Below are 12731 nucleotides of genomic sequence, written 5' to 3'. Positions count from 1 at the left end.
AAGGGGAAATCCATGCTGGAGCTGGTCAGCGAACACGCCTGCCATGGCGGCGTGCAGCGCTTCTACAAGCACGCATCGGCGGCCATCGGCCTGCCGATGCGCTTCTCGGTGTTCATCCCGCCGCATGCCGACGGCGCGCGGCTGCCGGCCCTGTTCTACCTTGCCGGACTGACCTGCAACGAAGAGACCTTCATGACCAAGGCGGGCGCCCAGCGCGTGGCCGCGGAACTGGGCCTGGTGCTGGTGGCGCCCGATACCAGCCCGCGCGGCGCCGGCGTGCCCGGCGAAACCGACGCGTGGGACTTCGGCGCGGGCGCCGGCTTCTACCTCGACGCGACGCTCGAACCCTGGTCGCGGCATTACCGGATGGAGAGCTACATCCACGAACTTCGCGAGCTGGTCGCGCGCGACTTGCCCGTCGATGGCGGCCGGATCGGCATCTTCGGCCATTCGATGGGCGGCCACGGCGCGCTGACGCTGGCGCTGCGCCGGCCGGACCTGTTCAGGTCGGTCTCGGCATTCGCGCCCATCGCCGCGCCGGTGCAGTGCCCGTGGGGCCGCAAGGCATTCACCGGCTACCTGGGCGACGACGAATTCGCGTGGGCGGAACACGATGCGAGCGTGCTGATGTCGAAGAGCTGCAATCCTTTCCCCGCCGGGATCCTGGTCGACCAGGGGCTGGCCGACAAGTTCCTGCACGAGCAGCTGAAACCGGAACTGTTCGAGACGGCCTGCGCCCGCGCCGGCCAGCCGCTGACGCTGCGCCGGCACGCGGGGTACGACCACGGGTACTACTTCATCGCCACGTTCGTCGAAGACCACCTGCGCTGGCACGCGCCGCAGCTGGCCGCGTGACGCTCCGGGCCCGGCGGGGCCCGGCTACAGCCTGATTTCCGTGCCCAGCTTGCGCAGAAATTGGGCGATCCACTGCGGGTGCGCGGGCCAGGCGGGCGCGGTGACGAACTGGCCGTCGGTGACGGCGGCATCGACGGCGATATCGGCGAACTCCGCGCCGGCCAGTTTCACCTCCGGCGCGCAGGCCGGGTAGCACGAGATCCTGCGGCCGCGGATCACGTCCGCCGCCGCCAGCAATTGCGCGCCGTGGCAGACGGCGGCGACCGGCTTGCCGCTTTCGGCGAACTGCCGCACGATCTCGATCACGCGGGGATTCAGGCGCAGGTATTCGGGAGCACGGCCGCCGGCGATCGCCAGCGCCTCGTAGTTCGCCACGTCGACGTCGTCGAACGCCGCGTTCAGCGTGAACCGGTGGCCGGGCTTTTCGGTGTAGGTCTGGTCGCCCTCGAAATCGTGGATGGCGGTCTTGATCGTGTCGCCGGCGCCCTTGCCGGGGCAGACCGCATGCACCGTGTGCCCCACCGCCTGCAGCGCCTGGAACGGCACCATGGTCTCGTAGTCTTCGGCGAAGTCGCCGGTCAGGAACAGAATGGTTTTTGCTGCCATGCTTGCCTCCTTGAGCTGGATTACTGCATTGGGAACCGCTGATTTATTCGTGGAGGGGGGCCTGGTCCCGAGAAAAAGCGCCATGCTGCGTTGCAAATCATCGTCAATACCCAGGTATTGACGATGATTTACGCCTTGCCTGACACATTTTTCGGAACCATTCCCTCCCGCCAGAATTAAATCAGCGCTTCCTTAGCGGAAAGGCAATCATAGCATCGAAAAAAAAGCCGGGCGACGGCCCGGCTTGCGGCTGCGGTCCGGCGCACGCCGGACGCGGCTCATGCGTCTTTCTTGTGCAGCACGCTCTTGATGGTGGCGGCCAGGTCCTCGGCCACGAACTTCGCCACGTAGGCATCGGCGCCCACGCCCTTGACGTGATCCTCGTTGGTCTTGCCGGACAGCGAAGAGTGGATCACCACCGGGATCTTGGCGAAGCGCGGGTCCTGCTTGATCTTGCGGGTCAGCGTGAAGCCGTCCATTTCCGGCATTTCCAGGTCAGTCAGCACCAGCGCCACGCGCTCGCTCACCTCGATGCCTTCGGCCTTGCAGCCGACGGCGATGCTGTTGAGCTTGTCCCACGCCTCCTTGCCGGACTTCGTCATCACGAACGGCGCGTGCATCGCCTGCAGGCCCTGCTCGATCAGGTTGCGCGCCACCACCGAGTCGTCGGCCGCGAGGATGAACGCGCCCTGCTTCAGCGCGATCGTGGGGATCGATTCCGGGTCCACTTCCTTGCCTTCGGCGGGCACCATGCGGCGCAGGATCGTTTCCACGTCCAGCACCTGGGCCAGGCGGGTGCCGCTGGTGTCGCCATCGAGGCGGGCGATCGACGTCACCATGCCGGTGGCGTTGCTGCCCTCGGCGGTCAGCACCTGGCTCCAGTCCAGGCGCACGATCTCTTCGACCGATTCCACGGCGAACGCCTGCGTGGTGCGGGCGAATTCGGTGACCAGCATGATGTTCAGGCCCGTCTTCGGCTTCACGCCGATGATGCCCGGCAGGTCCATCACGGGAATGATCTGGCCGCGCAGGTTGACCACGCCCAGCATGTGCGGCTGCGCGCCGGCCACCGCCGTCACCGGCGGCATCGCCACGATTTCGCGGATCTTGAAAACGTTGATGCCGTACAGCTCCGAACGGTCGCCGTTCTCGTCGCCGCCGAGGCGGAACAGCAGCAGCTCGAACTTGTTCGTGTTGGTCAGATTGGTACGTTCGTCGATTTCCTGTTGCACGCTTTTCATGCTGGGGTCCCCATGGGTGTGAGCTGCCCGCTTGCAGCAGGCGATTCGTCGCAGTATAGGGGAGAAAACCGGTGGAACAGCCGTTCCTGTACATTACATCAACACCGAATAGTGCCGAGAAACAACAGTGCGAACGGGATCGGATCGGCTGCGGCGCGAAGCGCGGCACGCATGCGGGGAAGCGACGTGCGGGAAACGAATGCGCCAACGAAAAACGGCAGCCCGAAGGCTGCCGTTTTGAATCCTGGAGCGGGAGAAGAGTCTCGAACTCTCGACCTCAACCTTGGCAAGGTTGCGCTCTACCAACTGAGCTACTCCCGCAGAAGAGGCATGATTATGCCAGACCGTTTTGATAAAAACCAGAGTGAAATGCAATTATTTGGACGACAGCGGGGTACCGATCCGGAGCCCGGATCCGCGAGGGCAGCGTCGGAATTCTTGGCATGTTCCTGCTATAAGCGGCCCCTGCAGTGCCAAGTGGTTGAAATTGCAATATAAATTCCCCTGGCACCAATAATGCTCTTGAGATAGCAGCCGGTCACGGACCGGAGATACGCCAATCTACTCCAGGGGTTCAAAATGATCGTCATCAACAAGGGTCTTCTCGTCGCAGCGGCGATTGCGACCTTCGGAATGCAGACCGCTGCGGCCAGCACATTCGCCTCGGCGATACTGGACATCAACAATTTCAAGCTCACGCGCTCCAACGGCAACGTGTTCAAGAACACGGATTTCTCCAAGCTCATCGGCATGAACGACGCGCATGCCACGGCATCGCTGAACCACCAGTACAAAGCCCTGTCCGCGATCGGCACCGCGCCCGACGTGGCGCACCAGTGCGTGGGCGCGCCCTGCCCCGCCTTCGGGGAAAACAACTTCACGGCCCACAACGCGCTGCTGCCGATGAGCGGCAACTTCGGCTATGCGGACCAGTATTTCAAGGGCTCCGCCATTTCGATGAACGGCGGAGCCGCCGGCGCGCACTCGCAGACGCGGGCCGACGTGGCAACGTCGCTGAACATGCAGTTTGCGAACAGTAATTCCTCCGTCGGCAGTTCGAACACGATGATGTTCCGCCTCGGCAGCAGCGATACGATGACCGTGTCGTTCGACGCCACGCCGTTCGCGATGGCCTACTCGTCGCCGGGAGGCCGGCCCGTCACCACCGCCAACGCACGCATTTCGTGGAGCGTGAACATCATCGACATCCTCACGGGAGAGTCCATGCTGGCCTATGCACCCAACGAAATCAACGGCATGGCAACGGTCAGCCGCACGCACGGCTACAACGGCACGTCGCTGTACTCCCCCGCCAAGACGTTCCAGCTCAAGGAGACCTCGGCCCAGCTGAAGGCCAACCGCGACTACCAGATCACGGTGCAGCAAAATACGCTCGTCAGCGCGCTGCAGCAGGAAATCCCCGAGCCCGGCTCGATGGCGATCCTCGGCACGGGCCTGTTCGCCATGGTTGCCGGCCGCCACTCCCGTATCGGGCGGCGCCGGCAGCCGCGCAGCTGAGCATTGCCCTCAAGCCTGCCCGCGGCCCCTCCGCGGGCTCTTTGCCTTTGCCCGCCCTGCCGGCTTCGCCCCGTCCCCTATAATTGCAATGGCTTAATAAACAAATGCGTAAGCAAAGCGCACGCACAGGTAATCACGCAATAAGGGGCAACACGCAACAATGGATTCGATCGAAATCGTACTGGCCATGCTGCTGGCCGTGGTGGCCAGTGCCTATCTCGTCCGGGTATTGCCGGTATCGCTGCCGCTGCCGCTGGTGCAGATCGGGCTGGGCGCCGCGATCGCCGGCTATACCGGCCACGGCGTGCAGCTCGATCCCGGGCTGTTCTTCCTGCTGTTCCTGCCGCCGCTGCTGTTCCTCGACGGCTGGCGGATCCCGAAAAGCGGCCTGTTCCGCGACAAGGGCATCATTCTCGAACTGGCGTTCGGTCTCGTCATCTTCACGGTGGTCGGCGCGGGCTTCCTGATCCACTGGCTGATCCCGGCGATGCCGCTGCCGGTGGCGTTCGCGCTGGCGGCGATCGTGTCGCCGACCGATCCGGTGGCCGTGGGGTCGATCGCCTCGCGCGCGCCGATCCCGAAGCGGCTGATGCACATCCTCGAGGGCGAATCGCTGCTCAACGACGCCAGCGGCCTGGTGTGCTTCCGCTTCGCGGTGGCCGCCGCGATGACGGGCACGTTCTCGCTGACCCAGGCGTCGCTGACATTCGTATGGCTGGTAGCCGGCGGCATTGCCGCGGGCGTCGGCGTCACGATGCTGGTGACCTGGTCGCAGCGCTGGCTGGTGCGCCAATTCGGCGAGCCGGCCGGCTCGCCGATTCTCGTCAACCTGCTGATCCCGTTCGGTGCCTACCTGGCGGCCGAACACACCAATGCATCGGGCATCCTGGCCGCCGTGTCCGCTGGCGTGACGATGAGCTACGTGGAACTGTCCGGCCAGGCGATGGCCGCCACACGGATCCAGCGCTCGGCCGTGTGGGACACGGTGCAGTTCGCGCTGAACGGCGTGATGTTCGTACTGCTGGGCGAGCAGCTGCCCGATATCCTGCACGGCGCCCGCGTCTCGCTGGACCAGAGCGGCCACCTGAACCCTTGGTGGTTGGTGCTGTACGCGTTCTCGATCTCGTTCGGCCTGCTCGTGCTGCGCTTCATCTGGGTATGGGCCGCGCTGCGCATCACGCTGTACCGGCGCAACCGGCGCGGCGAGGATGCCCCCAAGCCGCCGCTGCGGCTGCTGCTGGCCACGTCGCTGGCCGGCGTGCGCGGCGCGATCACGCTGGCCGGCGTGATGACGCTGCCGCTGGCGCTGCCTTCCGGCGCGCCGTTCCCCGCACGCGACCTGACGATCTTCCTGGCCTCCACCGTGATCCTGATCTCGCTGGTGCTGGCCAGCGTTGCGTTGCCGCGGCTGCTGGCGGGCATGGATTTCCCCGAGGAGCCGGCCGAGCAGAAGGAGGAAGACCTGGCGCGCCGCGAAGCCGCCAGCGCCGCCATCGCCGCCGTGGAGCGGGCCCAGATGGAGCAGCTCCAGAGCGGTGCCGACAGCGACATGTACCCGGAGGCGGCGGCGCGCGTGATCGCGCTGTACCAGCACCGCCTCGACACGACCGCCGCCGTCGACGACGAGGACGTGGCGCGCTACCGCAAGCTCGACTCGGCCGAGCGCCTGCTGCGGATGGCCGCCCTGCAGGCCGAGCGCCGCACCATCTTCGGCCTGGCGCGCCATGAACACATCTCCGACGAGATTTCGCGCAAGCTGGTGCGCGAGATCGATCTCGTCGAGGCGCGGCACAAGCACTGATGGACGACCCGCGGCTGCCCCGGCGCGTGCGCCTCGTCATCGCCACGGCCTGGATCCTGTTCTGGAGCCTGATGATCGTGACGGCCGTGCAGGACTTCCTGCGCAACGACGACGGCCCGCTGTGGCACCCGCTGCTGTGGGAAAGCTCGTCCGCCGTCACCGGCACGCTCCTGCTGCTGGTGCAGCGCCGTTTCACGCGCCGCCACGACGGCCTCGTGGCGCACCCGCGCGCCTGGTTCGCCCGCCAGGCGCCATGGCTGCTGCTGTTCTGGGTGGCGTTCGTGCCGATCGCGTTCGGCATCCGCCACGCCGTCTACGCGATGATGGGCGAGATCTATCCCCACGGCGCCTGGCCGGGCGTACTGGTCTACGAGAACATCAAGATGACGATCTTCTTCGCCATCTTCGTCTGCATCACGTTCGGCGTGCTGTCGTGGCAGCTCATGCTGGGCGAACGGCTGCGCGCCGAGCGGGTGGCCACGCAGCTGCGCTCCGCCCAGCTGCACCAGCTGACGCAGCAGATGCAGCCGCATTTCCTGTTCAATGCGCTGAACACGATCGCCGCCGTCATGCATGAAGACGTCGAGCGCGCCGATGCGCTGCTGGTGCGGCTGGCGGAATTGTTGCGCGCCGCGCTGGGCGACAACGCCCAGCAGGTGCCGCTGGCGGCCGAGCTGCGGCTGCTGCGCGGTTACGCCGAACTGATGGCCGAGCGTTTCGCCGACCGGGTAACGATCGCCTGGCGCATCGATGCGGGCCTGGAGCACTGCCTGGTCCCGGCGATGAGCCTGCAGCCACTGCTGGAGAACGTGTTCCGGCATACGGTCGAGCAGAGTACGGTGTGTGTCCGTGTGACCGTCACGGCGCGGCGCCACGGCGATCGCCTGCTGCTTGCCGTCGAGGACGATGCCGGCAGTCTCGCGCAGCCTGCCGGCCGCGGCACCGGCAGCGCGCTGGCGAACCTGCGCACGCGGCTGTCCGCGCTGCACGGCGACAGCGCCGCGCTTTCCCTGCGCCCGCTGGCACCGGCCGGAGTGCGCGCCGAACTGTCGCTGCCTTGCGTGGAGGCGGCATGCGCATCCTGATCGTCGACGATGAGCGGCCCGCGCGGGACAGGCTGCGCCGGCTGCTGGCAGGACACGATGGCGTGACCGCCGTGGACGAGGCGCGCGACGGGTTCGAGGCGCTGGCGAAGATCGACACGTTCCGGCCCGACGCGCTGCTGCTCGATATCCAGATGCCCGGCATCAGCGGGCTGGAACTGGCGGCTTCGCTGCCCGATCCGGCGCCGCTGGTGGTCTTCGTGACCGCGTTCGACGACTACGCGCTGCGCGCCTTCGACGCCAACGCGATCGACTACCTGCTCAAGCCGTGCGACCCGGCCCGGCTGGCCCGCGCGCTGGCGCGGCTTCAGGAGCGGCTGGACCGGCGGCCGCATGCGCGTGCGGGCGATCATGACCGGCCCGCGCCTGCCGCCGGCCTGCCGCTGCGCCAGCTGCTCGTCACCGAGCGCGGCGTGACGCGCATCGTGCGCATCGCCGACATCCGCTGGATCGAAACAGCCGACAACTACGTGGCCCTGCACGACGGCACGGCCGCCCCGCTGATGCGCCAGACGCTGGCCGGACTGCTCGACACCATCGGCCCGGCGTTCGTGCGCTGCCACCGCCGCGCCGCCGTGCACCTGCCGTGGATCGAACGCATCGTCGCCAACGACAAGGGCGACGGCGAAATTTTGCTCACCGACGGTGGTACGGTGCCGCTGAGCCGGCAGTACCGGCCTGGCGTACTAGCCGCACTGGCGCAGCTGCGCTGACCTGCATCCGCAAGGACCAACTATGGAACCACTGATTTATCGTTGGAGGGGGCCTGGCTCCGAGAAACAGTGCCATGCTGCGCCGCAAATCATCGCCCTCCAATCGAACTTAAACCAGTGATTCCCCAGGCAATTTGATGATTGTCACGCGGCTCGCCTGCCAATAATTCGCTTTTCATTATCGCCATTCGCGTGGGTGGCAATGATGGTCGCCATGACGCTTTATAACTTCCTGCCCAGTTGGGGAAACGATGAAAAAACTCTTTTGCGCCCTGTCCGCTGTCATTCTGGCCGGCTGCGCATCAATGTTGCCGGCCCCGGTCGCGCAAATCGATGCCCTGCCCCTGGTGAAGATGGGCGACACGCCGCCCGCCAGCGCCGAGTATGTGCTTTACATCCCAGCCCATTCGCCGATCCGCGTCAATCTGAATGCGCATGGATCTCTGCTCAAGGAGCAACAGGCGGTGCTGGGCAATATCATGTTCAACCAGGAGGTTTACGTGTACAAATACTGGGCTAGCCATGACCGCAAGACCTGGAAAAATTCGCACGAACTCCTGAACGTCAACTTCAATGGCGGATTCGATGTCACGGGCCTGAACGTGAACGTCGGACTGGACAAGAACTGACAGCGAGCCAAATCATCGCTCCTTGAGCATCCACTCAAACAACCGCAGGGTGCGCCAACGCTGGGCATCGATACATCGCAGCCTCCATCGAGCCACGCGGTATCAGAAATTGCTGCCGGTCGTGATCGTCCGTGATTTTTTACCTGAACACGTGCGATCCTGAACCGAACGGCCGAGTTCGGCCAAAAGCGGGCATAGTCCGTTCGCATCAGGCTGGACAAGCTTTACTGAGGCTGCCGCCAACATGATCTGCAAAGATGTCGAGCTATAATGATTGCTGGGTGTTCGTACTGTACGGGTACGACAGGACGCGCGATGGTCGGGCCGCCACGCGGTTTTTTCGCGACCACCTATGACTCCTCTTTTTCCTTACCCGTTTCTCTCCCCCTCTCCTTGCTCCGGAACCTTGGGGGCCGCGTGATGCGCATCGAGCAGCGTCTGTCCGACACCTTCAAGGCCTTCGCTTCGTCAAGCAAGGCAGGCGGCATCGTACTAATCCTGTGCACGCTCGCGTCGCTGGCGATCGCCAACTCCCCGTCAGGCACGGCCTATCTCGACTTCTGGCACCTCCATGTGGCAGGACTGAGCATCGAGCACTGGGTAAACGACGCACTGATGGCGATTTTCTTCCTGCTGATCGGCCTCGAGCTCGAGCGCGAACTGTATAACGGCGAGCTTTCCGACCTCCGGAACGCGCTGCTGCCGATGCTAGCGGCCGCCGGGGGCATCGTGGTACCCGCGCTGATCCACTTCGGTTTCAATAGCGGCACGCCGGCGCAGGCCGGTGTCGGGATTCCCATGGCGACCGACATCGCTTTCGCGCTGGGCGTGCTTGCTCTGCTAGGCAATCGCGTGCCGGCATCGCTGAAGATTTTTCTCACCGCCCTGGCGGTGATGGACGATCTCGGAGCGATCGTCATCATCGCGCTGTTCTATACCGCCGAGGTGTCGTTCGCGTACCTGCTTGGCGCGCTGGTAGTATTCGGCGCCCTGCTGGTTATGAATCGGGCCCTACGCGTGATGTCCATGCTGCCCTACCTGCTCGGTGGAGCGCTGATGTGGTTCCTGATGCTCAAGTCCGGCGTGCACGCCACTATTGCCGGCGTGCTACTGGCGTTCGCCATTCCGTATTCTGCACGTCAGGACGATGCGCAGTCGCCATCGCACCGACTTGAACATGCCCTGCACACCCCCGTAACGTTCCTGATCCTGCCCATCTTTGCGCTGGCTAATACCGGCATCGTGATCGGCGCCGGATGGATGTCCACCCTGCTGGATGCGAACAGCCTAGGCATCATCCTCGGTTTAGTCGTGGGCAAGCCGGTCGGCATCTTCCTGTTCACCTTTGCAGCGGTGTCTGTTGGCCTGTGCCGCCTGCCACTAGACTTGGCTTGGCGCCACGTGCTGGGTGCAGGGCTGCTTGGCGGTATAGGCTTCACCATGTCGATCTTCATCACCAATCTCGCATTTGAAGGGGAGCCAGAAGTAATCAATGCATCAAAGATGGCAATTCTCGCAGCTTCGTTGGGTGCAGGCATATGCGGCTTCTTGTGGCTGAAGGTGATGGGGACCCCACTCGCTAACGACACGGATCTGGATACGATGGATCTAGAGCAAGATTTATCAAGGTAGGCACTGCTGTAGCTTTATCCGATGTCTGCACTGGGGGCGAAAGCGGTCGCCTCGAGTGCTATACGTACGACGGCGACTGGCCAGGTACCGAGTCGCTCTTCAGCGCAAATTCAACTTGCGACGGTCAGGTGCGAATATCAGCTCTAGGGCGGAAAAAGAAGTACGTAGCAGGGTGAAAAAAAGCCAATGCGTTCTCTGCAAGCTGTCATCCCGAAGTAACGCACATCAGGTTACCTAAATCGGTCCAATTCAAACTAGAAGAGTCTATTCCAGTCGATTATTGGCGTGAACATTAGAACGTGGCCTCGTTACAAACGCAGGCTTCGGTGCGGCGGCCCCGCCCCGCCCCGCCGATCTCCGCGTCGCCCCAAAAGCCTCGCGACACCGCGCGCGCCCGACTAACCTGTGGTCATCCCCATCGACCCGGACCACGCCATGCCCGACAACCACCGCCTGTACTTCCTCGACTGGCTCCGCATCCTCGCCTTCTTCCTGCTGATCCTGTACCACACCGGCATGTACTACGTGACCTGGGACTGGCACGTGAAAAGCCCGCACGCGAGCAGCGCGATCGAGCCGCTGATGCTGCTGACGTCGCCGTGGCGGATGTCGCTGCTGTTCCTCGTCTCCGGCGTCGCGTCGGCCTTCCTGCTGCGAAAACTGGCGACCGTGACGTTCATCCGCGAACGCAGCGCGCGGCTGCTGGTGCCGCTGCTGTTCGGCATGCTGGTGATCGTGCCGCCGCAGCCGTATTTCGAGGTCGCCGGAAAGCTCGGCTATGCGGGCAGCTATACCGATTTCATGAAGCTGTACCTGCACGCTTATGGCGGCTTCTGCAAGGAAGGCGAATGCCTGACCCTGCCCACCTGGAACCACCTGTGGTACCTGCCCTACGTATGGACTTATACGCTGCTGCTGGCGGCGCTGGCCGCCATGCTCGGCCGGGAACGCATCGAGCGGGCCGGCGCGGCGCTGGCCCGGCTGCTGGGCGGCTGGAAGGCGCTGGTGCTGCCGGCGGCCCTGCTGGCCGTGATCCGCATCGCGCTGAAACCCCATTTCGAGGAAACCCACGCGCTGGTCGACGACTGGTTCAACCATGCCACCTACCTGCCCCTGTTCCTGGCCGGCGCGGCCTTGTCGGGCCAGGCGGCGTTCTGGCGCGAGCTGGAACGGCTGCGCTTCGCCGCGCTCGGCACGGCACTCGCGTGCTGGGTGGTGCTGGTGGCCTGCCACCGCAACCCTGAAGCCATCCAGGCATGGCTCACGCCGGCGCGCGTGGTTTGGACCACCTGCCAGTGGTGCGCGGTGGCGGCGGCGTGCGGCTTCGCGCGGCGCCACCTGTCTCATGACGGACCGGCCCGGCAATACCTGGCGCAGGCCGTGTTCCCGGTCTACATCCTGCACCAGACGCTGATCGTGTGCTTCACGCAGCTGCTGCGTCCCGCGGCGCTGCCGCCGCTCATGGAGGGCATCGTGCTGGTCGCGATGACGGTCGCGGCCAGCTTCGGGATCTTCGAGATCGTGCGCCGCGTGCCGCCGCTGCGGCCGCTGTTCGGCCTGAAGATGCGCGCCGCCGCCATGCCTGCAACGGCCGCTCAGCCGCCCGGCCAGGCGGACAGCCGCGTGGTCAGTTGAGCACCTTGCGGCTGCGCCTCGCCCGGTCCATCTCCGCGTCGGCCATCGCGTACGCTTCTTCCAGGTCGTAGCCCGGCTTGCGCAGCGCCATGCCCAGCGAGGCCCGCACGTCCGCCCCGGCCAGCGCCTCCTGCACGCGAACCAGCAGCGCCTGCGCGTCGAAGTAGTCGCATTCGACCATCAGCATCGCGAACTCGTCGTCGCCCACGCGGGCCACCGTGTCGGTGCCGCGCGTGACGCCCTCCAGCGCCCGCGCGGTGCGGATCAGCAGGCTGTCGCCGGCCGCCCTGCCCAGCGTATCGTTGGTGAAGCGCAGGTCGTCCAGGTCGAGCGACACCACGCAGGCCGAGTGGCCGTAGCGGCTGCAGCGTTCCTCCTCGCGCCGCACCAGCATGTCCCAGCCGCGGCGGTTGACGACGCCGGTCAGCGGGTCGCGCGTGGAATCGACCTCGGCACGGTCCGCGCGCCGCGATGCCGAGCCGGCATCGAGCTCGGTGGCGAGGATACGGCCCAGCAGGTCGCCCATCAGCGTCACGGTATCGAGTTCGTCGCAGATCGTGTCGGGTTGCGGCCGCGGGTCGATGCCGCACAGGGTGCCGAACAGCGAGCCGTCGGAACGCCGCAGCGGTACGCCCACGTAGGCGCCCGTAGGCAGGTGGGCGGCCAGCGGCGCGTTCGCATAGGCCGGCACCTGCCGCGTCGACGGCGCGATGCCCGGGCCATGGCCCAGCACCATCCGCGAGCAGAAGGTATCGGTCCAGCGGAACGACTGCCCCGGCGCGATGCCATAGGCGGCGTTGCCGGCCGACGCGGCTTCGTCGGCATACAGCACGATCCAGTCGTCTCCTTCGGATCGCGTCACCATCCACAACTGCAAGCCAAGCCGGCGGCGCAGATAGGCCATCGTGGCCTGGGCCGCCGCAGCGAAATCGTTAATCATGCACGCCTCTTCTGGTGTTGATTGCTCCGGCACATTATGCACCGAAAGGCGCGCCGGA

At 65.2% G+C, this 12731-nt stretch carries 11 protein-coding genes and 1 tRNA gene; 8 read left to right on the top strand and 4 right to left on the bottom strand.

Annotated features, from left to right (window positions below; translation table 11 throughout):
• Positions 1 to 12 precede the first annotated feature (12 nt).
• Positions 13 to 855, top strand: a complete 843-nt coding sequence (gene fghA / locus GJV26_RS24320) for an S-formylglutathione hydrolase (RefSeq protein WP_155712693.1) — start codon at positions 13 to 15, stop codon at positions 853 to 855.
• A 24-nt stretch (positions 856 to 879) separates the two neighbouring features.
• Here the strand turns inward: fghA and GJV26_RS24315 are convergent, their stop codons facing one another.
• From GJV26_RS24315 to GJV26_RS24305, 3 genes are all read right to left on the bottom strand, one after another.
• Positions 880 to 1461: a DJ-1/PfpI family protein gene (locus tag GJV26_RS24315; protein ID WP_155711234.1), complete on the bottom strand. Its 582-nt coding sequence runs from the start codon at positions 1459 to 1461 to the stop codon at positions 880 to 882.
• 278 nt (positions 1462 to 1739) lie between these two features.
• Positions 1740 to 2702: a chemotaxis protein gene (locus GJV26_RS24310; protein ID WP_155711233.1), complete on the bottom strand. Its 963-nt coding sequence runs from the start codon at positions 2700 to 2702 to the stop codon at positions 1740 to 1742.
• 245 nt (positions 2703 to 2947) lie between these two features.
• Positions 2948 to 3023: transfer RNA gene (locus tag GJV26_RS24305), tRNA-Gly, on the bottom strand.
• Between the two features lie 258 nt (positions 3024 to 3281).
• Here GJV26_RS24305 and GJV26_RS24300 point away from each other — a divergent pair.
• The 7 genes from GJV26_RS24300 to GJV26_RS24270 all read left to right on the top strand — a co-directional run bounded on the left by GJV26_RS24300 (position 3282) and on the right by GJV26_RS24270 (position 11733).
• A complete protein-coding gene (locus GJV26_RS24300) occupies positions 3282 to 4220 on the top strand; it encodes a PEP-CTERM sorting domain-containing protein (RefSeq protein ID WP_155711232.1) in 939 nt (312 codons plus the stop codon).
• Between the two features lie 160 nt (positions 4221 to 4380).
• Positions 4381 to 6021: a Na+/H+ antiporter gene (locus GJV26_RS24295; protein WP_155711231.1), complete on the top strand. Its 1641-nt coding sequence runs from the start codon at positions 4381 to 4383 to the stop codon at positions 6019 to 6021.
• On the top strand, positions 6021 to 7106 hold the full coding sequence (locus GJV26_RS24290; RefSeq protein ID WP_155711230.1) for a sensor histidine kinase: 1086 nt from the start codon (positions 6021 to 6023) through the stop codon (positions 7104 to 7106). The genes GJV26_RS24295 and GJV26_RS24290 overlap by 1 nt, the downstream gene beginning before the upstream one ends.
• Positions 7094 to 7837: a LytR/AlgR family response regulator transcription factor gene (locus GJV26_RS24285; protein WP_155711229.1), complete on the top strand. Its 744-nt coding sequence runs from the start codon at positions 7094 to 7096 to the stop codon at positions 7835 to 7837. The genes GJV26_RS24290 and GJV26_RS24285 overlap by 13 nt, the downstream gene beginning before the upstream one ends.
• Positions 7838 to 8088: 251 nt before the next feature.
• Positions 8089 to 8466, top strand: coding sequence for a hypothetical protein (locus GJV26_RS24280; RefSeq protein ID WP_155711228.1), 378 nt, complete (start codon positions 8089 to 8091; stop codon positions 8464 to 8466).
• Positions 8467 to 8886: 420 nt separating this feature from the next.
• The gene (gene nhaA, locus GJV26_RS24275; protein ID WP_155712692.1) at positions 8887 to 10098 is read left to right on the top strand and encodes a Na+/H+ antiporter NhaA; all 1212 of its coding nucleotides are present in this window, start codon (positions 8887 to 8889) and stop codon (positions 10096 to 10098) included.
• Between the two features lie 435 nt (positions 10099 to 10533).
• A complete protein-coding gene (locus GJV26_RS24270; RefSeq protein ID WP_155711227.1) occupies positions 10534 to 11733 on the top strand; it encodes an acyltransferase family protein in 1200 nt (399 codons plus the stop codon).
• On the opposite strand, the gene GJV26_RS24265 is transcribed toward GJV26_RS24270, so the two are convergent.
• Complete coding sequence (locus GJV26_RS24265; RefSeq protein WP_155711226.1) at positions 11726 to 12673, bottom strand: sensor domain-containing diguanylate cyclase; 948 nt, start codon at positions 12671 to 12673, stop codon at positions 11726 to 11728. The genes GJV26_RS24270 and GJV26_RS24265 overlap by 8 nt on opposite strands.
• Positions 12674 to 12731 lie beyond the last annotated feature (58 nt).

Source organism: Pseudoduganella dura (assembly GCF_009727155.1).
Taxonomy (GTDB): domain Bacteria; phylum Pseudomonadota; class Gammaproteobacteria; order Burkholderiales; family Burkholderiaceae_D; genus Rugamonas; species Rugamonas dura.
The sequence above is the reverse complement of the archived record's forward strand: the minus strand, read 5'-3'. Positions and strand labels throughout refer to the sequence as shown.